General features: G+C 55.9%; 18 protein-coding genes. 10 read left to right on the top strand and 8 right to left on the bottom strand.

Going from position 1 to position 22,534, the window contains the following annotated elements; translation table 11 throughout:
• Window positions 1-175: 175 nt before the first annotated feature.
• Together K1558_RS09475 and K1558_RS09470 are read right to left on the bottom strand one after the other, a co-directional pair.
• Window positions 176-535 (bottom strand): hypothetical protein, encoded by a 360-nt coding sequence (locus K1558_RS09475; RefSeq protein WP_238651288.1) that lies wholly within the window; start codon window positions 533-535, stop codon window positions 176-178.
• A gap of 4 nt (window positions 536-539) precedes the next feature.
• The gene (locus K1558_RS09470) at window positions 540-2,234 is read right to left on the bottom strand and encodes a methyl-accepting chemotaxis protein (protein WP_238651286.1); all 1,695 of its coding nucleotides are present in this window, start codon (window positions 2,232-2,234) and stop codon (window positions 540-542) included.
• A 250-nt stretch (window positions 2,235-2,484) separates the two neighbouring features.
• Between K1558_RS09470 and K1558_RS09465 the strand changes: the two genes are divergently transcribed.
• A complete protein-coding gene (locus K1558_RS09465; RefSeq protein WP_238651285.1) occupies window positions 2,485-2,916 on the top strand; it encodes a MarR family winged helix-turn-helix transcriptional regulator in 432 nt (143 codons plus the stop codon).
• Between the two features lie 79 nt (window positions 2,917-2,995).
• Here K1558_RS09465 and K1558_RS09460 read toward each other — a convergent pair whose 3' ends face one another.
• On the bottom strand, window positions 2,996-4,861 hold the full coding sequence (locus K1558_RS09460) for an LTA synthase family protein (RefSeq protein ID WP_238651284.1): 1,866 nt from the start codon (window positions 4,859-4,861) through the stop codon (window positions 2,996-2,998).
• 241 nt (window positions 4,862-5,102) lie between these two features.
• Here K1558_RS09460 and K1558_RS09455 point away from each other — a divergent pair, with 241 nt between their 5' ends.
• Window positions 5,103-7,418, top strand: a complete 2,316-nt coding sequence (locus K1558_RS09455; RefSeq protein ID WP_238651283.1) for an ATP-dependent DNA helicase — start codon at window positions 5,103-5,105, stop codon at window positions 7,416-7,418.
• Between the two features lie 62 nt (window positions 7,419-7,480).
• Window positions 7,481-8,449: a Gfo/Idh/MocA family protein gene (locus K1558_RS09450; protein WP_238651282.1), complete on the top strand. Its 969-nt coding sequence runs from the start codon at window positions 7,481-7,483 to the stop codon at window positions 8,447-8,449.
• A gap of 27 nt (window positions 8,450-8,476) precedes the next feature.
• On the opposite strand, the gene K1558_RS09445 is transcribed toward K1558_RS09450, so the two are convergent.
• Both K1558_RS09445 and K1558_RS09440 read right to left on the bottom strand, forming a co-directional pair.
• The gene (locus K1558_RS09445; RefSeq protein WP_238651280.1) at window positions 8,477-9,160 is read right to left on the bottom strand and encodes a CidB/LrgB family autolysis modulator; all 684 of its coding nucleotides are present in this window, start codon (window positions 9,158-9,160) and stop codon (window positions 8,477-8,479) included.
• Window positions 9,157-9,528 carry a CidA/LrgA family protein gene (locus tag K1558_RS09440; protein WP_238651279.1) on the bottom strand — a complete coding sequence of 124 codons (372 nt, stop codon included), beginning with the start codon at window positions 9,526-9,528 and terminating at the stop codon, window positions 9,157-9,159. The genes K1558_RS09445 and K1558_RS09440 overlap by 4 nt, the downstream gene beginning before the upstream one ends.
• Window positions 9,529-9,639: 111 nt before the next feature.
• Here K1558_RS09440 and cidR point away from each other — a divergent pair, with 111 nt between their 5' ends.
• The 7 genes from cidR to K1558_RS09405 all read left to right on the top strand — a co-directional run bounded on the left by cidR (window position 9,640) and on the right by K1558_RS09405 (window position 19,619).
• Window positions 9,640-10,524 (top strand): cidABC operon transcriptional activator CidR, encoded by an 885-nt coding sequence (gene cidR / locus K1558_RS09435; protein ID WP_238651278.1) that lies wholly within the window; start codon window positions 9,640-9,642, stop codon window positions 10,522-10,524.
• Window positions 10,525-10,638: 114 nt separating this feature from the next.
• Window positions 10,639-10,914: an aspartyl-phosphate phosphatase Spo0E family protein gene (locus K1558_RS09430; protein WP_238651277.1), complete on the top strand. Its 276-nt coding sequence runs from the start codon at window positions 10,639-10,641 to the stop codon at window positions 10,912-10,914.
• 144 nt (window positions 10,915-11,058) lie between these two features.
• On the top strand, window positions 11,059-12,465 hold the full coding sequence (locus K1558_RS09425; protein ID WP_238651276.1) for a DNA-binding protein: 1,407 nt from the start codon (window positions 11,059-11,061) through the stop codon (window positions 12,463-12,465).
• A 459-nt stretch (window positions 12,466-12,924) separates the two neighbouring features.
• Window positions 12,925-13,311 (top strand): MarR family winged helix-turn-helix transcriptional regulator, encoded by a 387-nt coding sequence (locus K1558_RS09420; protein ID WP_238651275.1) that lies wholly within the window; start codon window positions 12,925-12,927, stop codon window positions 13,309-13,311.
• Window positions 13,304-15,040 carry an ABC transporter ATP-binding protein gene (locus tag K1558_RS09415; protein WP_238651274.1) on the top strand — a complete coding sequence of 579 codons (1,737 nt, stop codon included), beginning with the start codon at window positions 13,304-13,306 and terminating at the stop codon, window positions 15,038-15,040. The genes K1558_RS09420 and K1558_RS09415 overlap by 8 nt, the downstream gene beginning before the upstream one ends.
• On the top strand, window positions 15,037-16,929 hold the full coding sequence (locus tag K1558_RS09410) for an ABC transporter ATP-binding protein (protein ID WP_238651272.1): 1,893 nt from the start codon (window positions 15,037-15,039) through the stop codon (window positions 16,927-16,929). The genes K1558_RS09415 and K1558_RS09410 overlap by 4 nt, the downstream gene beginning before the upstream one ends.
• A gap of 467 nt (window positions 16,930-17,396) precedes the next feature.
• Window positions 17,397-19,619, top strand: coding sequence for an MMPL family transporter (locus tag K1558_RS09405; protein WP_238651271.1), 2,223 nt, complete (start codon window positions 17,397-17,399; stop codon window positions 19,617-19,619).
• A 60-nt stretch (window positions 19,620-19,679) separates the two neighbouring features.
• Here K1558_RS09405 and K1558_RS09400 read toward each other — a convergent pair whose 3' ends face one another.
• From K1558_RS09400 to K1558_RS09390, 3 genes are all read right to left on the bottom strand, one after another.
• Window positions 19,680-19,997 carry an antibiotic biosynthesis monooxygenase gene (locus tag K1558_RS09400; protein WP_238651270.1) on the bottom strand — a complete coding sequence of 106 codons (318 nt, stop codon included), beginning with the start codon at window positions 19,995-19,997 and terminating at the stop codon, window positions 19,680-19,682.
• 64 nt (window positions 19,998-20,061) lie between these two features.
• Window positions 20,062-20,781 (bottom strand): 3-ketoacyl-ACP reductase, encoded by a 720-nt coding sequence (locus K1558_RS09395; RefSeq protein ID WP_238651269.1) that lies wholly within the window; start codon window positions 20,779-20,781, stop codon window positions 20,062-20,064.
• A 135-nt stretch (window positions 20,782-20,916) separates the two neighbouring features.
• On the bottom strand, window positions 20,917-22,476 hold the full coding sequence (locus tag K1558_RS09390; protein WP_238651268.1) for an FAD-dependent oxidoreductase: 1,560 nt from the start codon (window positions 22,474-22,476) through the stop codon (window positions 20,917-20,919).
• Window positions 22,477-22,534 lie beyond the last annotated feature (58 nt).

Raw genomic sequence — 22,534 nt, 5'->3', positions numbered from 1 at the left:
GCTGTCCTGATGCGAAGCAGGTGCTCCGCATCAGGACAGCCTTTTTAGTTACGATTCGTAGAGTGACTTTGAAGCTGAATGTGGCGGAAGATTGACTTAGAACCTATAGAAGTGGATGTTTACAGCGGCCTAAGGAACAAATGCGAATGTATGTGAAAAACAGTATACATTGTGTTCACTCGAAGGTACACAGGCCAAATGTAATCGAAAAACCGATCACATTGGAGCCGGGAACGGCGCGTGAGCCAAATGTAATCGAAAAACCGATCACATTGGAGCCGGGAACGGCGCGTGAGTCAAATGTAATCGAAAAACCGATCACATTGGAGCCGGGAACGGCGCGTGAGTCAAATATAATCGAAAAACCGACCACATTGGAGCCGGGAACGGCGCGTGAGTCAAATGTAATCGAAAAACCGACCACATTGGAGCCGGGAACGGCGCGTGAGTCAAATGTAATCGAAAAACCGATCACATTGGAGCCGGGAACGGCGCGTGAGCCAAATGTAATCGAAAAACCGATCACATTAGGCACAAAACTAGACCTTGAAGTTCTCCACCAGCACCTGCAGCTTCTCGGCAAGCGAGGACAGGAAGGCTGCGGAGGACTCGACCTCCTCCATCGCGGCAAGCTGCTCTTGGGAGGAGGCGGATAGAGTCTCTGCGCCTTCTGCGGTCTGGTTAGACACAGCGACAATCTTCTGGATGGCTGTGACCAGCCCTTCGGAGATCTGGGACAGCTCGCGGACAGTGGCCGAAATCTGCTGGCTCTGGACAGACATATCAGATACGGAGACTTCGATCTCGGAGAAGGAATGCCCGGCCGCGATGATCATCTCTTTGCCGTGCTCCATCTCATCTGTGGAACGCTGCATCGTCTTCCCGGCCTTGTCCATCTGGGCGACGATCAGGCTGACCAGCTCGCCGATCTGGCGGGCCGACCCGGCGGAGCGCTCCGCGAGCTTGCGTACAGACCCTGCCACCACCGCGAAGCCCCGGCCCTCTTCTCCGGCCCGCGCAGCCTCAATCGCGGCATTGAGGGATAACAGATTGGTCTCCTCGGCTATACTGGCTATAGTACCGACAATATTCTCGATCTCCTTGGAATGGCTGCCCAGCGCTTCAATAATGCCGGACAGATCTGAGATACTGGCGCCGACAATGCCCATCTGGGCTCTGGTGGAATCCATCGACTCCCGGCCGATCCGCGCCTTCTCGGAGTTAACGGCTGCCTGGTTCATCGCACTGTCTGCATTGCCGGCGATTTCGGTAATGAAGTGCGACATGTCCTGCACAGCCTTGAAGCTTCCTTCCAGGTTCTGCAGCTGGGTATGTGCCCCGTCAGCCAGCTCCAGAGTCACATTCACGCTGTGTTCTCCGGCCCGGTTCGTCTCTTGGGCGCTGGCAGACAGCTCCTGCGAGGAGGAGGCGACCAGCATGGAGGTATCGTTGACCTGGGTAATCAGATTGCGCAGATTCAAGGTCATGGCATTGAAGTCGCGGGCCAGCTGGCCGATCTCGTCCTTACTGGTGAAGAGCAGCGGTTCGCGGGTAAGGTCGCCTTTGGCCACGGTATTGACAGAGGCAGACAGCTTGGTGAGCGGGCGGATCATCCGGCGGATCAGCAGGTAAGCGGCGAGAATGGCAATAATGAGAATGGAGCTGCCGATGATGAAGGGGCGGGTAATAATGTCCATCGTCCGGGTCTGAATCAGCGGGCCGTCGAAATTAATCGCCATAAGTGCAATGATGGGTTTGGTCGGGTCATGATCCTGGTAGATGGGGCCGTAGCCGGTTTTGAGCGAGGTGCCTTCGTAGGTATAGACCTTGGAGTAGGTAGAATGCTTCATGCTGGTGATCATCTGTTTATCGGTATCAGAGAAGTAGAAGCTGTCCCCTGCCTTGTATCCTCTTGACTTGAAGCGTTTGTCTGCAGCCAGAACCTTGCCGTCCAGGGAGAGGATGAATGCCTCCTTGAAAATCGGCTTATGGTCCGTAATCCAGCCTATACGGTCTTCGATGGTACTTAGCTTGCTGGTGTCGCCGGCAGCCAGAGCGGTAATGTCGGCAGGATCGATAAGGCCGGTGGTTATATTCGCGCAGCCTACCAATTCAATGCCTGCGGCTTCATCGATCTGCTTGTAAGCAGCACGATATCCGAAGAAGCCTATGGATGAGCCCACCAGAAGCAATACAACCAGCATCATCCAGGTTAATTTTGTTGCCAATTTCATAAGAAATATCACCAGCCCTGACTCTAAGTATATTCAGTGATTCTAGCTATCACTGCTACGATTATAGCGCATCCGCTGCGCTTTGAGCATAGAGCGGAAAAAGAATTTTTGTGTCGAAAAAAAGTGGATAATGTATGAAATATCACTGCAAAACCAGGCCTTTTGGCGTTAATGAAATACAAATCTATTGAATGTGTTGCTTGGATAATGGTACGCTTGAAACAGAATGAACAGGCCGGGAGCTGAAGGAATGTCACAAGAAATTAATCCGCTGATCGAACGTGTAGGCTTATCCATGTGGAGGGTTCAGCGCAGAATCATGTCACAGATGTCGCTGCATAAGGAGCTGGGGCTGACGGTACCGCAGTTTGGGCTGCTGCAGATGATCTCTCAGGAGAAGCAGGCGAGAGTCATTCAGCTGGCTGAGAAGCTGGAGGTCAAATCCAGTGCAGTCACTGTCATGCTCGACCGTCTGGAGCTGCTGGAGCTGATTACCCGGGTACCGGACGAGAATGACCGCAGAGCTGTGCTTGTTACTATAACCGATAAAGGGCAGGGCGTTCTGGAGGAAGCGCAGCACCGTTCCCTGCTGCAGCTGCAGGAGCATCTGTCCATTCTGGAGCCGGCAGAGCTGGAGAAATTCGCCCGTTATTTCCTCATGCTGGAGAACCAGGAGCGCTAAGCTAACCTGTGCATATATAATAATAAGCCAGCCCTTAAGGGCTGGCTTATTTGCATTTAGACTATGGTCCGGCTGCCGATTACTTCGCTTCCGGTGCTTTGGCCGGCAGCTGGGTAATGTAGCTGTCCGACAGCTGGCGCAGCCGCAGCGCGCGGCTGTATTCATCCTCGGTACCGGCTGGAGCACGCCCTCCGGCAGCCAGCTTATACTGTGTATGATCCTCGAAGCTGTTGCCGGGAATCAGCAGCGCCGAGCTGGAAATGAAGGAGCCGGTCGGCAGGTAATAACGCTGCGGCAGCAGATTATAGGACTGGCTTAGCAGATCCTGGCCGAAATGAATCTGATGATCCACCGGTACACCCAGCAGACTGGCGGCGGTCGGCAGGATATCTACTTCTCCGCCTACCTGCTCCAGCTTCTGCGGAGCAAGGACGCCCTCGCTATGAATCAGCAGCGGAATATTGAGCATATCGGCATAGCTGTAATCATGGCCGTAGATTTCCTTCATTAATTGCTTGTCATCATGGTCAAGCGAGTAGATTGGCAGCCCCATATGATCGCCGTAGACCATAATCAGGCTGTTCTCCCACAGGCCATCCGCCTTCAGTTCATCCACGAATTGGCCGAAGGCATAGTCCGCATAATTCTGCGAACGGATATAATCCCCTACGAACGTGCCTTCATACCGCTCCGGCAGCTTCATCTTGTACTTCTCGGCAGGAATCGTGAACGGATGGTGTGCAGACATGGAGATTACCTGAGCGTAGAACGGCTGGCCGGCTGCATTCATCTCCTTCAGTTTGCCGGCGGTTTTGCGGTAGAGCACCTCATCGGAGGCGCCGAAGAAGAAGGCATCCTCATCCTTGAAGAACTCATGGTCATAATACTTCTCGAAGCCCAGCGCGCTGTACAATTCCCCGCGGTTCCAGAATTCCACCACATTCGTATGGAAGGTGGCAGTCTGATAGCCGCTGGCCTGAAGCAGACGGGGCAGGCTCGGCAGCTTCTTGTCGACATAGGACATGGTCGCTGCACCCTGCGGAGGAATGTAGAATGACGAGTTGACTACGAATTCCGCGTCAGAGGTATTGCCCTGGCCGACCATCTGATAGAAGTTGTTGAAGTATACACTGTCCTCCATCAGGCGGTTCAGGTTAGGGGTGATCTCCTGGCCGTCCAGCTTCAGGCCGAGCAGGAAGCTCTGGAATGATTCCAGCTGGATGACAATCAGATTCTTATTCCTCGCAGCACCGGCATAAGGTGAGACGGCTGAGGGATCAATACCCTTGAGCTGGTTGATACTGTCCTGGGTGATCTCACTGGCCTGCACCAGCTCTGTCCGGTCTTGAGCAAAGATCGTATATGCTTCATAATTAAGGATGCCCATCTCCTGGGCCTTCTTGATCTCGTTCATGCTGGCCTTATTCGGAAGAATATTGAACAGGCAGAGTCCGAGCGATACCGCGAACAGTACAACATGCAGCGCCCGGCCGTTCGGCCGGTTGATCTTATCCTTCTTATAATTGCGCCCGTTCTTGTTAATGAAGAAATAGAAGCCAAGCACGATAATATCGGTGAAGATCAGCAGATAATACGGGTCCATCAGGGAGAATACGCTGTTCTTGACGGCGGTCACCTGGTTCACCTGCTCTGCCGCATGGTAAGTGACGATAACCCCGTAATATTTGAAATACATAATCGCGGCAAAAAAGATCGCCGTCACCAACAAATTCACGGTCATGTAATAGCCGAGCTTCCGTCTTGACGCGAAGCGCTCAATCAGGAAGAACAGCGCCCAGACGAACGGCAGCTCCGTCAGAATCGATTTCCAGAATTGCATATCATCAAAGATGACACCCCAGGCCAACAGGCTCTTGAACAGAAACAGAATGGAAAAGAATACAAATGGCTTCAGCAACCATCGCTTCAAGGTTACGGATGACACAGCTTCGCCTTCTTTCTAAAGAGGACATAAAAATTCCATTATCAATAAAATTTATTATGCAATGTCAGGCAGGGAATGTCAAAAATCAGAACCTGCCGTATACGCTCTGAAGCGTGCGTAAAACCCGCTATATAAGAACTATGCCGCATGTATTTCCCTCAGGCAGCGGAATACCGCGGGTAAAGGATGAATATCGGTTAATCGCCATAAAATGATCCGGTAATTGTTGGAGGTGACTCCTATGGAGTATACGGAAATTGCCCTGTCCGTGAGGGCGCTGGTGGAATATGCCTTCAGCAGCGGCAGTCTGGAGCCCGGCTTCCGCAGCGGGACGGCGATGGCGGAGGGAACGCGCAGCCATCAGCTGATTCAGAAGCAATATAAGGAGGGCGACCGGAAGGAGGTCTACCTTAAAACGGAGCTGCGCCGGGGAGAGCTGCTGTTCGTGATTGACGGCCGCTGCGATGGTCTGCTGACCGGGGAGGACGGCAGCCTGACGGTAGAGGAGATCAAGTCCATAGCCGGGGCGCCGGATGCTTCGCTTGAGGGCAAGGAGGTGCACTGGGCACAGGCGTATATGTATGCCTACATGCTTGTGAGCGATCTGGAGCTTCCCGCCATTAAGGTGAAGCTCACCTATGTGCAGCGGGGAGGCGGAGCGCAGCACAGCCTGTACCGGGAGATGAGCCGTGAAGCGCTGGCGGCTTTCGCCGAAGTGGCTGTGGACCGGTATGTACCGTATGCTGAGATGATGTTCCGGTATAGAGCGAAGCGGGGAGAGAGTATTCCCGGTTTGGCATTTCCGTTCCCGGCCTACCGGGAAGGCCAGCGGCATTTCGCTGCCGCAGTATACACCGCAATCGCCGAGGGGGCCAATCTTTACGCCCAGGCCCCTACAGGCATCGGCAAGACCATGTCCACCCTGTTCCCGGCAGTCAAAGCGCTGGGTGAGGGCAAAGCGGCCGGCATCTTCTATCTGACGGCCAAGACGGTTACACGGATCGCGGCGCAGGAGGCATTGGCGGTGCTGAACAGCCGGGGACTGCATCTGCATGTTATTGCGCTGACGGCTAAGGAGAAGGCCTGCTTCCGGGAGGAGGGCCTCTGCAGCCTGGAGTCCTGCCCGTATGCCGAAGGCTATTATGACCGGATCAATGGCGCGCTGCTCGATATGCTGGAGCATGAGACGCTGATGACGCGTGAGACCATAGCCGCCTATGCCCGCAAGCATGAGGTCTGCCCGTTTGAATTCTCGCTGGATGCTGCCTATGCCTGCGATGTGGTCATCTGCGATTACAATTATATCTATGATCCGCGGATCAGCCTGAAGCGGATGTCTGAGGAACGGAAGAAGCATACGGTGCTGCTGGTGGATGAAGCGCATAATCTGGTGGACCGGGGACGGGAGATGTATTCCGCCTCGCTGACAAAGGCCCCGTTCCTGGCACTGCAGCGGCAGTTCAAGACGGTGAATCCGCGGCTCAGCGCTGCGGCCAAGGCGGTGAACGCCTTCTTCATCGCGCTGCGCAAGAGCTGCGGCGACCGCAAGGCGGGGGAGTGGAAGGCCTATCCTGCGGAGCTGCCGGAGCTGCTGGAGCAGTTCTCTGCTGAGGCGGAGCAGGAGCTGCTGCATTCCTCTGCTCCGCTCCTCCCGCCGCAGGCGGAGGGGGCGGGAGAGGACAGCCTGCTCGATACCTTTTACGCCGTCCAGGCGATGCTGCGCACCTTCCGGACCTATGATGAACGCTATATCACTTATGCCGAGGTAAGCGGCGGCGATGTATTCCTGAAGCTGTTCAATCTCGATCCTTCGCATCTGCTGCAGCAGATGGCGAAGAGCTTCCGCAGCCAGATTCTGTTCTCGGCCACCCTCTCGCCGCTCCATTATTACAGGGATATGATCGGGGCGGAGGAGGATGACTACAGTCTGAGCCTGCCGTCGCCTTTTCATAAGGAGCAGTGGCAGGTGTCGGTTCTTCCCGTATCCACCCGGTATCATGACCGTGAGGCTTCTCTGAAGCCGCTCAGCGATGCGCTGATGGGCATGGCCGCGAAGAAGGGGAACTACCTGGTCTTCTTCCCTTCGTACCTGTATCTGAAGAATGTCTATGAGGTGTTTACGGAGAGTTACCCGCAGGTCCGCACGCTGCTGCAGGGCAGCGGAATGAGCGAGACGGAGCGGGAGGAGTTCCTGGCGGCGTTCTCGCCGGACAACCCGGAGACGCTGCTGGGTTTTGCCGTGCTGGGCGGCATTTTCTCCGAAGGGGTGGATCTTCCGGGTGACCGGCTGAACGGGGTAATGGTCGTCGGGGTCGGCCTGCCGCAGGTGGGGCTGGAACGCAATCTGCTGCGGAGCTACTTCCAGGCACAGGGCAGGAACGGCTTCGATTATGCTTACGTCTATCCGGGAATGTGCAAGGTCCGGCAGGCTGGAGGCCGGCTGATCCGCAGCGAGGAGGACCACGGTGTCATTATTCTTGCGGATGACCGCTTCCTGCAGACGGGCTACCGGCAGCTGCTCCCTGAGGAGTGGCGGGACTATTCGGTCCTGGGCTAATGCGGGTATAATCAACGAATAAGGCTTGCAGCAAGAATACACAGGACACAGGAGGTAGTAATATGACGCTTAACATCGGAATCGTGGGAACCGGCTGGTTCTCCAAGGTACATGCGGATCTGCTGGCAGGCATGGAGGATGTATCGCTGAAGGCGGTCTGCGGCAGCAGCCGGGCGAAGGGGGAGGAGATGGCCCGTCCTTACGGAGCGGAGGGCTACGGCGAGATTACCGAGATGCTGGACAGCCACAAGCTGGATGCCGTCTACATCTGTGTGCCTCCCCAGTCGCATGGGGCAATTGAGCGGTCGCTGATCCGCCGGGACATTCCCTTCTTCGTAGAGAAGCCGCTTGGCTCGAGCACCATGATTCCTGCCAGTCTGCTGGAGGATATCAAAGCGCATAACCTGCTGACCTCGGTAGGCTATCACTTCCGCTACCAGGAGAATACCCAGCGGCTGAAGCAGCTGCTCTCCGGGGACAAGGTCGGAATGATCACCGGGGAATGGATGGGCGGAATGCCCGGCGTAGCCTGGTGGCGCAATCAGGAGCAGTCCGGCGGGCAGTTCACGGAGCAGACGACACATATCGTGGACCTGCTGCGGTATCTGGCCGGGGAAGTTACCGAGGTTTACGGCATGTTCGGTAACCGGATTATGCACGAGAAGCATGAAGGGGTGACCGTATCTGATGTGGGCACGGTATCGCTGAAGCTGGCGAGCGGGGTAATTGCGAGTATCTCCAATACCTGTGTGCTGCCGGGCGAGGTCGGCAAGACCGGCATCAGCTTCTATAATGACAACGGGCTGCTGGACTGGAGCCCGGAGCGGTTGCTTGAGGTCCGCAGCGGGGACAGCAAGGAATATAAGAATACGGGCAACCCGTATGCGGCAGAGAGCGAGGCCTTCCTGCACGCGGTCCGTACCGGGGACCGCTCCCGGATTCTCAGCGATTATGAGGACGGGTACAAGACGCTGAAGGTCACCTGCGCGGCCTATGAGTCCTCCAAGAGCGGATCGCCTGTGAAGCTGTAGGCCTCAAGGGTCCGGCCGGGAGCCTCGTTAGTGAATAAATACGGCGAGCAGCGCCGGGGCCAGCCCGATCGAGAACAGCGCGGCCAGAATCATCGAGATGCTGGAGATGGTGCCGGTCAGCGAGCTGAGCTCGAAGGCCTTGGAGGTGCCGGTACCATGCGCTGCCGTTCCGAGCGACACGCCGCGCGCGATTTCATTCTCAATCCGGAAGAGACGCAGCACGGTAGGGCCCATCATCGTTCCCAGTACACCGGTCAGGATGACGAAGACTGCGGTAATGCTGGGTACGCCGCCGATGCTCTGCGAGATGCTCATGGCGATCGGTGTCGTCACGGAGCGCGGAACCAGGCTGGTCGCCAGATCGCCGCTTAAGTGCAGCCACTTGGCCAGCAGCATGGAGGACAGCACCGCCGTAACCGTTCCTGACAGCACGCCTGCCGCAATTTCGGCGGCGTGCTTTTTGAGCACCTTGAAGTTCTTGTGCAGCGGGATAGCAAAGGCGATGGTTGCCGGCTGAAGCAGGTCGGACAGCCATTTGCCGCCTGCATTATAGGATTCGTAAGAGCTGCCCGTCATCAGCAGGAAGGCGATGATCAGCAGGGGAGTAATAATGAGCGGGGACATATACATTTTGCCAGTGGCAGCATAAATCCGCTTGGTCAGAAGATATACGCCGATCGTCAGTCCCAGGAATAACAGTCCGGTTGTCATGAGCTTTTACGCTCCTTCACTTTATAGATAGCGCCTGTCAGCAGGCCCGAGCTGGCCATGACGGCAAAGGTTCCCACAAGCACCACAGCCAGCACCTGCAGGCCGTCGGCCTCAAGCAGGGTGGAGTATTTCATCACGCCGATTGCAGAGGGAATGAAGAACAGCAGCAGCTCGGCCAGCAGCCAGGAAGCGCCTGCCTCCACCCAATTCAGGCGGACCACGCCGGACTCCAGCAGTATAAATAATACAATCATCCCAATGATGCTGCCGGGCAGCGGAATATGCAGGCTGGCGGTCAACAGGTTAATCAGCAGCGAGAATACGGTAAGCCCGGCAACCTGCAGCAGGCTTAAGGCAATCTTTCTCATCAGGAATCCCTCCTTTCATCTTACTGAAAGTTTACATCTATTTCTTTCATAGGTACAATGAATAGATTGAATATCTCACATTCCTTGTGTCTATATATTGGAGGGTAAATTATGGAGATCCGACAACTGGAGTACTTCGTGCAGGCCGCCAGGCTGAACAGCTTCTCCCGGGCCGCAGAATCACTGTATATCACCCAGCCGACAATCAGTAAGATGATCCGCAATCTGGAGCTGGAGCTTGGCGCAGACCTGTTCTACCGTGAGGGCAAAAGCATCCGCCTGACGGATGCCGGAGAGCTGCTGCTCGTCAAGGCGCAGAATATTGTTGAATCGTTCGCCAGCCTCTCCTCCGAGCTGGACAGTCTGCGGAATCTGAAGCGGGGGCATATCCGCATCGGACTGCCGCCGATGGTGGGGGCGAGCTTCTTCCCGGCGGTAATCGGGGAATTCCACCGGAAGTATCCCGATGTGACGATCCGGCTGCATGAAGACGGGGCCAAAAAAGTCGAGGATGATGTAGAGTCCGGCCTGCTCGACATCGGAGCGATTGTGCTGCCGGTGGATGCGGCCCGGTTCCACTGCTTCACCTTCGTGGAGGAGAAGCTGGAGCTGCTGGTTCCCGCAGGCCACCGACTGGACGGGGCGCAGCAGGTCAGGCTGAAGGAGCTGGCGGAGGAGGAATTCGTGCTGTTCCGTGAGGACTTCGCCCTGCATGACCGCATCATCTCGGAATGTGTGAAGGCGGGCTTCCAGCCCAGGGTGGTCTATGAGAGCTCACAGTGGGATCTTATCAGCCGGATGGTTGCGGCGGGCATGGGCATCGCGCTGCTGCCGGAGACCATCTGCCAGGAGGTTGACCGCTCGCGGATCGCAGTCATCCCCCTGACCGAGCCGGTCATTCCCTGGCAGCTCGGCATGATCTGGCGCAGAGACCGCTACCTGTCCTTTGCGGCGAGGGAGTGGATCGCCTTTGCGATGAAGGTGCTCGGGGTATAAATAAAAGAGAGGATTCATGCTTCTGCCGACATTTTTTTCTTTTTTTGCAAATTTTGTTTTTTGGCATCATGATTTATGATAGGGTAGAAGTTGATAGAGAGAAGGTGAGTAACCGTGAACCTTTACCCCCATTCTACTGAGGCCAAAGCCCAGGATTACAGAGAAGATGAGCTGTTCCTTACTATAGAGAACTTAAGAAGCGAGCTGTTGGAGGTTGCCCAGGAACGCAGTTTTAGCGATCATGTGGTTCTGGAGCTTAGCCAGCGGCTGGACGGATATATTGTGATGGCCCAGAATCTGATGATGGAGAGCCTGCGCAGCCGCAAGGCCGGAGCCGTGCCCTATGGCAAGAGCAAGCGGATCAGGAATAAGGCAGCTTTGCAGCAGTAGTCTAGCTTATATTTATATCCCAAACGCTGTTTGGACCGCAGGCCCTGCATAATGTAGGGCCATTTTGTTGTGCTTTCCATAGCCATGTCCTATAATGGGAATTAATAGAAGTATAACCTGATGGATGGATTAAGGAGGTAACGGGTGGAGCCGAAGCTGACAACTATACGATCGGAAATCGAGAAGCATCTGTCGCGCTCGGGCCATAATCTTGCCTCCTTTGCCAAGATTTCCGGCCTGAACCGCGGGAGTCTCAGTGCTATTCTGCACGGAAATCCGGCGAAGCCGATCTCCCTGGGACAGCTTGATGCGATGACCCGCGCCTTCGGCTTCCCTGAAGGCTGGCTGTATCCGCTGTATGTAGAGGAATGCTTCACCGATGAACGGGTATCCCGCCGGCGGATCGAGCCATTCCTGGTCAAATGTGCTGAGATGGGCAAGGTGCAATGTATTGAAGAGGTCCTGAGCCGTCTTTTGGAGTATCCGCGTCCGCTGGATATCATCTACCGGGTGGCCGAGCGGCTGTTCAGCAGCGGCAAGGTACAGGAATCTATTATATTCTACCAATTAATCGTTGAGAATGAGCCGGACGGCTCCTCCGAGCGGATGGCGATCAGCAAGTACCGCATCTTCAAGTCCCTGCAGTCCACCCCCGATGTGGACAAGGAGCAGACGCTGCGGGCCGTAATCAGCTTCGAGCCATACCGCGGGCTGCTGCCGGAAGAGATGCAGCTGGACGGCCTACTCAAGCTGGCTAAGATATGCTTCTCTCTGCACCGCTGGAAGGATGTGGAGCAATTCGCCGATGAGCTGCGGGCACTGGCCAGCGGCATCTACCGCGAGGAGCTGCGGCGCAGCAAGGGGAGGCGGTCAGAGCCCTTCCGGGCGGAGCGCCCGCTGGTGGTCTATTACGGGCACGGGTATCTGCTCAAGGCTTCGGCGCTGACCAAGCAGGGGGAGTATGAGCAGGCCAAGCGGTATACCGCCGGCTATGCCGATCTGAGCTGGTTCGAGCTGATGGACGATGAGGGGCGCAGCAGTGTGGAGAGCTTCAAGCTGTTCGCTGTTGCCAACGGCTTCACGCTGGAGATGCTGATGGGCAACACCTCGGTGCTGCCCTCCTATCTGGCGTTCCTGTCCGAGAATCCCGGCGAGATTCTGTCCGGCATGGTGATCATTATGGAGTCGGCCAACCGGTTCGGCTTCTCCGCCGATGCGGTGATTGCGCGCTTTTCCAGAGAGATGCTGCGCTTTGAACAGTTCCAGGACACCATTAATGTGGACCGCCTGTACCGTCTCTACTATCAGATAGCCGTTTATTATATCTCCCGCAACCAGTGCCCCAGGGGGATCGACTATATTATCCATTGCCTGCGCCTGACCATCCGGCTGAACAGCGGCAAGGACTTCATTGATTGTGTAACCCTGTTTGAGGTGAATAGAGATTATGCCTCTGCCGCGCAGCAGAACGCGTACCGTGAACTGATTAGGGAGGTGAGACAGCATGAAGAAATCACTGTTGATGACGGCCAGCGTTTTGGTATTGTTTAGCCTGGTTTTTGCCGGTACAGGAGCCGTTCAGAAGTCTACAGGAAAAGGATTAACCACCCTTGAACACGGAGTGGAATTCTAAGCGGAGGCCTGGCGCAATGCGCCTCGCCCTGTTGCCCGCAGCAACCGCCTATACTTATTACAGATGTACAGAGCACTCCCCGGCCTTGCGGCTGCGGGAGTGTTTGTGCGTGGAGGCGGCTTCCGGATGGGAGTTCTTCAATCTGTAAAAATTGATGGCGTATTCAAGAATTGACAAAGTACCGGGCGGAAAATATAATTAGGTAGCCTAATTAATACAGTATTTAATTATTTGATGACCTAACAATAAGAGGTGAGTGCATTGGGATAAATGGCGAAGGGGAAAATACAGTCGGGCAGAAGCTTTTCTATGCTCTGCGTAAGCTGCGCAAGGGGCCTTGGCATCACCATTCGGTGGAGGGGCATAAGCCCAGTGAGATGACTCTGCTGGTCTGTATTGCCCGGTCGGCTCCATCTGCAGAGCAGGGGCTGAAGGTATCCGAGATCAGCCGGTATCTGGGACTTACCCCGCCAACGGTTACCCAGCTGATCAATAGTCTGGAAGCCAAAGAACTGGTTGAACGTCAGCCTGATCCCTCCGACCGGAGGGTGGTCCGTATCAGGTTAACCAAACAGGGCAAAATTATTACCCGCAAAGGCAGGGACCATATGAACGCCACTCTGAAAAGAATGGTGGAGTATTTAGGCGAGGAAGAGTCGGATCAACTGGCTGAACTGCTGCTTAAGGTCTATACCTTCATGGAGAATAATCCCCCGCCCAATCTGGACCGGCTACAAATGAACGGAGATGAGAAGCATGATTAAATTACTGAAACAACTGAAGCCCTTCCGCCTGGCCATCGCTGGTGTGCTGATTCTTGTATTTCTTCAGTCCATGGGCGATCTGTATCTTCCGACCCTCATGAGCGACATCATCGACAAGGGGATCGTGGAAGGCGATCAGTCTTACATCTGGAGAATCGGTGGCTTCATGCTGCTGGTTGCGGCCGGGGGTGTAGCGTGCTCCATTATTGCCAGTTATCTGTCAGCCAGAGTGGCGGCAGGCTTCGGCAAGAATACCCGCTCGCGGATGTTCAATCATGTAGAGAACTTCACTCTTCATGAATTCGACAAGGTGGGCACGGCTTCACTGATTACCCGCACCACCAATGATATTACACAGGTTCAGACCGTACTGACGATGATGCTCCGCATGATGGTGGGAGCTCCGATGATGATGATCGGCGGGATTATTATGGCGGTGTCGGAGGATGCGAAGCTGTCGCTGATCTTCGTGGTCGTTCTCCCGCTGCTGATCGGGGCCATTGTACTGATCGGCTCGAAGGGCCTTCCGCTGTTCAAGGCGATCCAGATTAAGCTGGATAAATTGAACCTTGTGCTGCGCGAGCATCTGACCGGTATCCGCGTCATCCGCTCGTTTAACCGTATTGAGCATGAGAACCGGCGGTTCAGTGCGGCTAACCGTGACCTGACCGACACTGCCATCAAAGTCAATAAGATAATGGCCGGGCTGATGCCGATGATGATGATCATTATGAACTTCTCGATGATTGCCATTCTGTATTACGGCGGAATCCGTATCGGCGACGGGAATCTGCAGGTAGGCTCTCTGATGGCCTTCATTCAATATGCGATGCAGATCATGTTCTCCCTGATTATGGTCTCGATGATGTTCGTACTGATTCCGAGAGCCTCCGCCTCCGCGCTGCGCATCAATGAGGTGCTTGATATGCAGCCTGAGATCGAAGATCCGGCAGCCCCTGCCTCGGCCCAAGGCAGCAACGGGATGCACGGCTATGTGGAGTTCGACAATGTATCCTTCTCTTATCCGGGTGCTGAACAGCCGGCGTTGTCGGGAGTCAGCTTCAGCGCACGCCCCGGTGAGATCACCGCGATTATCGGCGGAACCGGATCAGGCAAGTCCACACTGCTGAATATGATCCCGAGATTCTACGATGCCGTCGAAGGTGCCGTCCGGGTCAACGGTGTAGATGTGCGCCAGATGACGCAGGAAGAGCTGCGGAGCAAGATCGGTTATGTCCCGCAAAAAGCCGTGCTGTTCACAGGCACCATCAACGAGAATATCCGGTACGGAAAAGAGGATGCCACAGAGGAAGAAATCATTCATGCTGCCAAGGTGGCCCAGGCTTATGACTTCGTCTCCGCAATGAAGGACGGCTTCGAGTCGCCGATCTCCCAGGGTGGCGGCAATGTCTCCGGCGGCCAGAAGCAGCGTCTGTCGATTGCCCGTGCACTCGTCCGCAAGCCGGAGGTCTACCTGTTCGACGACAGCTTCTCGGCGCTGGACTTCAAGACTGACGCCAAGCTGCGTGCAGCACTCAAGGAGGAGACCACCGAATCCACGGTCCTGATTGTCGCACAGCGCGTAAGCACCGTTATGGATGCCGACCGGATTATTGTGCTGGATGAAGGCCAAGTGGTAGGCATGGGCACGCACCGGGAGCTGCTGGACCACAATGAGGTGTACCGCGAGATCGTATCCTCGCAGCTGTCAGAGGAGGAAATAGCATGAGTGAGCAAAATAAAGCGATGAAGCAGCCGCCCCGCAGACACGGCGGATTCGGCGGCGGAGGTCCCGGGATGAGTATGCCTGCCGAGAAGGCGAAGGACTTCAAGGGAACCCTGCGCCGCCTGGTCCGGTACCTGCGTCCGCGCCAGGTCCAGCTGATCCTGGTCTTCGCAATGGCGATTGCCAGTACGGTATTCAGTATCTTCAGCCCCAAGGTTATGGGGAAGGCCACTACGAAGCTGTTTGAAGGCGCTTATGGCAAAATGATGGGTGTGCCCGGGGCGGAGATTGATTTTGGCTATGTGAATGATATTCTGATTCTTCTGGCCGGCTTGTACCTGTTCAGCGCATTATTCAGTTATATCCAGCAGTACGTCATGGCCGGGGTAGCCCAGAAGGTTGTATATGATATGCGCGAGCAGATCAACAGCAAGCTGGAGCGGCTGCCGCTGAAATATTTCGACTCCCGGACCCACGGGGAGATTCTCAGCCGGGCGACCAATGATGTGGACAATATCAGTACGACCCTCCAGCAGAGCTTGACCCAGCTGATTACATCGATTGTTACGATCATCGGGGTCATTGTCATGATGCTGACAATCAGTCCGTGGCTGACGCTGATTACAATCGTTACGCTGCCGCTGAGCTTCGTGGTCATTATGATGATTACCAAGCGTTCACAGACCTACTTCATCGGCCAGCAGAGATCGCTCGGCCAGTTGAACGGGCATGTCGAGGAGATGTACACCGGACACCGGATTATCAAAGCCTTCGGACGCGAGAAGCATTCCCTGAAGGACTTTGACACCATCAATGACGACCTGTACAACTCCGGATGGAGAGCCCAGTTCATCTCCGGGATTATTATGCCGCTGATGATGTTCATCGGGAACCTTGGCTATGTGCTGGTCTGTGTGGTCGGCGGGATCTTCGTGACCAAAAAAGCAATCGACGTCGGCGACATCCAGGCCTTCATCCAGTACTCGCGCCAGTTCACTATGCCGATCACGCAGACTGCCAACATTGCGAACATTATTCAGTCAACCATCGCTTCGGCGGAGCGGGTATTCGAGCTGCTGGATGAGGAAGAGGAAACCCCTGAAGTAGGTACCTCACTGGCTAAGGCTCCGGCGGATGCCGAAGAGGGCGCTGTGGAATTCCGCCATGTGCAGTTCGGCTACAAGCCGGATGAACTCCTGATTGAGGATATGAACATTGAGGTTAGCCCGGGACAGACCATTGCGATTGTAGGGCCAACCGGAGCCGGTAAAACCACCCTGATTAACCTGCTGATGCGCTTCTACGAAATCAGCGGCGGGGAGATTGTCATTGACGGCGTGAATATTACCGACATGAAGCGCAGCGAGCTGCGCAGCAAATTCGGGATGGTGCTCCAGGATACCTGGCTGTTCAACGGCACGATCCGCGATAATATCGCTTATGGCCGCGAAGGGGCTACGGAAGCCGATGTGGTGCGGGCCGCCAAGGCTGCGCATGCGGATCACTTCATCCGCACGCTGCCGCTCGGCTATGACACTATTCTGAACGAGGAAGCGTCCAACATCTCGCAGGGGCAGAAGCAGCTGCTGACCATTGCCCGGGCGATTCTGGCCGATCCGTCCATTCTGATTCTTGATGAGGCGACGAGCAGCGTCGATACCCGGACGGAGGTTCAGATTCAGAAGGCGATGAACACCCTGATGCACGGAAGAACCAGCTTCGTCATCGCCCACCGCCTGTCCACTATCCGCGATGCGGATCTGATCCTGGTCATGAACCAGGGCAGCGTAATCGAGAAGGGGACGCATCTGGAGCTGCTGGAGGCAGACGGCTTCTACGCCGACCTGTACAACAGCCAGTTCTCCGGGGATGATCTGCCGGATGCAGGCTAATCCGGAATAAGAACATACAATCAAGCTTAGCCCGCGTCCATGCGGAGAGTCTTCATGATTCTCTGGATGGACGCTTTTTGTTGTGCAGGTAACTCACCGCCAACTTTTCCTGCACAAATTGCAGCTTTCCCCGCGTCCAGTTGGCCTAAATTCAAAAATGTTGCACAAAAGTCAGCAATCCTGTACCATCCATCGGTTACTCATAAAAATTCCTGCATTCTGTGCAGCATTCTCCTAGAACATCACGTTATCTGTACGCCAAAGTTGCAATATTTGCAAGATTTCCATCTGCGGGGTTGAAGTCAGTGGGCGAAATCGAGGTCGCAAGCTGGGCATAAATCAATGCTGCAATCAGCCACCCGCCTGCGTTTTCAAAAAAAGATTTGCTTAAAATTTTCGTGATAGATATGATAGGGGTATAAAAATGACCCGCGGCTCATTTTGGTGGCTGGCGGATGGGAGAAAGGATGAATAGGATGTCAGGCTACGGGAAATGGGTAGCAGGAAGCAAGACGAAATGGATTACGCTGCTGGTGTGGATTGCAGTGGTAGGTGTGCTGACTATGCTATGGCCTTCAGTCAACTCACAGGTGGCCAACAATGCGTCCAACCTGCCGGAGAATGCCCCGTCTGTCCAGGGTTCAGTGGTTGCTGAGAGGGAGTTCCCTTCCGGAAGCGGGGTTCCTGCATTGCTCGTATGGCATCGCGGGGGCGGGATGACTGAAGAGGATCTTGTACATATTACAGCCCTATATAGCAAGCTGGAGCATCAGCCGCTGGAGCATCAGAACTTCGTTCCGCCACTCGGGAAGGTGCCGCCGCAGGCGCTGCAGGCTTCCTTGTCGAAGGATAGAAGCACCCTGGTGACGCCGGTGCTGTTCGACAAGAGTGCGGACAGTGAACAGCTCGGCGAATCTCTAAAAAGCCTGAAGGAGCTGGTCCGGACAGAGACCGGGACTGATCCTTCAGCAGCAAAGCCGGACAGCAGTGACTTAAGCCTGCGGATATCCGGTCCTGTCGGCATCTCGGTCGATGCAACCGGCCTGTTCAAGAATGCCGATGTGTCGCTGCTGATTGCTACGGTGATTCTGGTGCTGGTCTTCCTGCTCCTGATCTACCGCTCGCCGATTCTGGCCCTGATTCCGCTGGTCGCGGTTGGCTTTGCTTATGGCGTAACCAGCCCGGTTCTCGGCCTGATGGCCAGAGAAGGCTGGATTACGGTGGATTCGCAGGCCGTATCGATTATGACCGTGCTGCTCTTCGGGGCGGGAACCGACTATTGCCTGTTCATGATCGCGCGCTTCCGCCAGATGCTGAAGGTGGAGGAGAACAAGGGACGTGCGCTGCTGAGTGCGATCTCTCATTCCTCCGGGGCTATTGCGATGAGCGGCTTCACTGTTGTTCTGGCCCTGTTCGCCCTGCTGCTGGCAAAGTACGGTGCCTATCACCGCTTTGCCGTACCGTTCAGCGTCTCCATTCTCATTATGGGGGTTGCCAGCCTTACGCTGGTGCCGGCCTTGCTGGCGATCTTCGGGCGGGCCTCGTTCTTCCCGTTCGTGCCGCGGACCCCGGAGATGGAAGCAGAGCGTGCCCGGGCCAAGGGCAAGCCTGCGCCGCAGCCGAAGCCGCGGGGCCGCAAAGGGATCGGACACCTAGTCGTTTCCCGCCCGTGGGTAATTGTCGGCGTAACGGTGGTGCTGCTCGGGGTGCTGGCTTCCTTCTCCAGCGGCATCAAGTTCACTTATGACATCCTGTCCTCCTTCCCGAAGACGATGGAGTCGCGGGAGGGCTTCGCCCTGATCGGCGAGCAGTTCTCCCCCGGCGAGCTGGCTCCCGTCAAGCTGATGGTGGATACAGAAGGATTGTCCGGCGGAGAGGATCTGAAGTCCGTGCTGGGCAGCCTGTCTTATGTAGATGTAGTCTCCGACCCGCAGCCGGGGGCAGTTAACGCCAAGATTGCCGGATATGATATTGAATTCAAGGATAATCCGTATTCCATGGAAGCGATGGATCATATACCGGCTTTACGGACCACCGTGGAGCAGGCCTTGGCGGAGTCGGGCATCCAGAACCCGGAAGACAAGGTCTGGATCGGCGGCCAGACGGCCACCCAATATGATACGAAGGAGCTGGGGGAACGCGATACCGACCTGATTATCCCGGTAGTTATCGGCCTGATTACCCTGCTGCTGCTGGCGTATCTGAGATCCGTGGTAGCAACCATTTATCTGGTGGGGACGGTTATTCTGTCGTTCTTCTCGGCGCTGGGGCTCGGCTGGATCATTATCCACTATGTGCTCGGCGCAGATGCGATTCAAGGGGCTATTCCGCTCTATTCGTTCGTCTTCCTGGTTGCGCTCGGGGAGGATTACAACATCTTCATGATCTCGAATATCTGGAAAAAGCGTAAGCATATGCCGCTGAAACGCGCAATTGCCGAAGGGGTGAACGAAACCGGGTCGGTCATTACCTCCGCCGGACTCATCCTGGCCGGGACCTTCGCTGTATTGGCGAGCCTGCCGATTCAGGTGCTGGTGCAGTTCGGCATTATCACCGCAATCGGGGTGCTGCTGGATACCTTCGTCGTCCGTCCGTTCCTGGTGCCTGCCATTACGGTGCTCTTCGGCCGCGTCGCCTTCTGGCCGGGCAAGCACCATGAGGTCAGCGAAGCCCAGGCCTCAGATCACTAAGCCTAACCACAAAAGATGCCCCGCAGCCTTCCTGGCCTGCGGGGCATTCCTGTATGGGGCTTAAGCCTGACCGTTCGGAGTCCGGCTGAACTTCAGATCGTATTTGTCGAGCGAAGCACCGACAATGGCTTCATTGCGTCCGGCACCGCGGTGCGATTCGCGGAAGGCCGGGCTTGAGGTCCAGCCGTTCAGCGCTTCCTCGTTCTCCCAGACGGTGCAGATTTTCAATTCCTCGACGCCATCCTTCGGCGCGCCCTGCCAGACCTCCAAGCGGATGAAGCCGGGCATGGTCTGCACGCCGTTGTCCGCGCCAAACCGTGCAGCAATCGTGTCTCCATGGCCTTCCTTAATTCTAATCGTATTGGTAACTACCAGCATGTTAAATCCTCCTCTTAGGGCGCTACACAGGTGTAGTGCATGGCATTACCCATGTGTAGCGTAATTATTGCGGATTGGTGGTCCAGATGCCGGCGGTCTTCAGGAAGACACGGTCCGGCAGCTTCAGGGCAGCGAGTGTCAACTCCGCCACATCCTCCGGCTGCATCATCCGGTCCTCGTCCCCGATCTTCAGGCCTGCGTCTGCAGCAAGCCCGGTGTTTACCGTGCTTGGAGTCAGAGCCACGACACGGATATTGTGCTTGCGGACCTCCATAGCCAGCGCCTCGGTCATGCCCATCAGCGCAAACTTGGAGGCACAGTAGGCCGAGCCTGTGGCGAAGCCGCGTTCGCCTGCTGTAGAAGCGATATTAATAATATTGCCGCTGGAGCGTTCGATCATGGCTGGCAGAGCAGCCCGGGTAACATAGTAGGCCCCGAACAGATTGACCTGCATATGCCGTTCCCAGTCGGCAGGGTCCATCTCCAGCAGCGTCCCGAACCGGGCAATCCCGGCGTTATTGATCAAGGCATCGAAGGGGCCTAGATCATTCTGCAGGGCGACCACCGCGCGTTCGGCCTCTTCCCGTACAGAAATATCCGCAACGGCAATGCTGACCTTGACATCATACACCTCGCTCAGCGCCTGCTTCAGCGCCTCCAGATCGGCTGCGGTCCGGGAGATCAGTCCCAGGTTCGCGCCTTCCTTGGCCAGCGCCATCGCGAGCGCCTTGCCGATCCCCTTGCCTGCACCTGTAATGACTACACTGGTTCCTCTCAAATCCATAACCTGTCGTCACGCTCCTTCATTGGAATAGTATCATCCTGCAAGATAGACATAAGGCTAAGGCTATTATACCTGAGCGGACCGGGACAATCACGCCGGAGCAGCCCGGTTCGGTACAAACCATACCGCCCGGCTCTAGTTCACATCCTCCGCTTCAATGCTCTTAAGCGGCACCGTGGCTGGTCCTTCAAGCACCTGGCCTTCATAGGAGAAGCGGGAGCCGTGGCACGGGCAGTCCCAGGAACGCTCCCCGTCATTCCATTCACATTCGCAGCCCATATGGGTGCAGGTTCGGTCCACGAGATGCAGCTTGCCCTCAGGGTCGCGGTAGGCACCCACGCGTCTGCCTTCATGAACGACGACAGCACCTTCATCCGGCCCAAGCTCCCGCGTCTTTTTGTGAACAATCTCCACCTTGCCGCTGACCAGCTCCTTGGCGACAGAGAAGTTCTGCACAATGAAGTTCTTGATGCCCGGCACCGCCTTGAAGCGTGTGGGATCATACAGCCCGGTATAAGGGTTGCTGTTGCCCATAATTCCGTCCGCAATCAGGCGGGCCGCCAGCGTTCCGTTCGTCATGCCCCATTTGCCGAAGCCGGTGGCGATATAAATCTCTTCATCCTCGGCCCGTTTGCCGATGTAAGGCACGTTGTCGAGCGTGATCAGATCCTGGGTGGACCACCGGTAAGGAATGCTGCGGATGCCCAGCAGCTCTCCTGCGAACCGCTCCAGCTTCTCATAATGGCCGAAGGTGCAGATGCCCTGACCGGTCTTGTGGTTCTCCCCGCCGGCGATCACCAGCTTCTTGTCACCCCACTCCACCGCACGGAGCGACCGGGTCGGCCCGCTGGCGCTCAGATACATGCCGCCTTCATAATCGGTCTCCGGCTCGAAGGCCAGGCAGTAGGACCGCTCGGCGTGCAGCCGCGAGAAGTAGAGTGAACCGCCGTCATAGAAGGGGAAATGGGAGGCAGACACCGCATGGCGGCAGCGGATCTGGAACTCTTCTCCCTCGGTATGCAGCGTAAGATGGCCCTCCGTATCGACCTTCTCGCCAATCGTCGTATGCTCGTAGACCTTGCCTCCCTGATCAAGCACTGCCTGCAGCAGCCCCTTCAGATAGTGCAGCGGGTGGAAGCGGGCTTGCCCGGGCAGCCGGATTGCACCGCCTGCGCCAAGCGGCAGCGGCACCTGATCCAGCCACTCGCCGGGAATACCCAGCTTCTGGTAAGCTGCGAATTCAGCCTCCAGATCCTTCAGCTTCTTACCGTCCTCCTTATCCGTATACAGGTAGGCAGCTTCCCGCGTCATCCCGCAGTCCAGGCTGAGATCCTCCGCAGTGGCAATCATCCACTCCAGCGCTTCATGATTCGACTGGTAATACATCCGGGCCTGCTCTTCGCCGAAATGCTTCAGCAGATCATCGTAGATCATTCCGTGCTGGGTAGAGATTTTGGCGCTGGTGAAGCCTGTAGTACCGCTGAGAATCTCGCCTGCCTCCAGCAGAGTAACCTGGTATCCGGCCTTGGACAGCAGATAGGCGGTAGTGATGCCGGTTATCCCTGCCCCTACAATGGCTACGTCGGTGACATGATCCTCAGTAAGCTTCGGAAACGAAGGAAGCTCCGTGCTGCCTCTCCAGAAGGATTCCGGAAATTGCGGCAGGCCTTGCGAAACATGCTCCTGTGAACCCATGCTATATCCCTCCTAGTCAGTATCCATCTCATTTATTACCACTCTTCCGGGAAAAGAA

The sequence above is a fragment of the Paenibacillus piscarius genome, assembly GCF_022234545.1.
GTDB lineage: Bacteria > Bacillota > Bacilli > Paenibacillales > Paenibacillaceae > Paenibacillus_AQ > Paenibacillus_AQ piscarius.
Note: the sequence above shows the minus strand (reverse complement) of the source record. Positions and strands in the feature narration are given on the sequence as shown.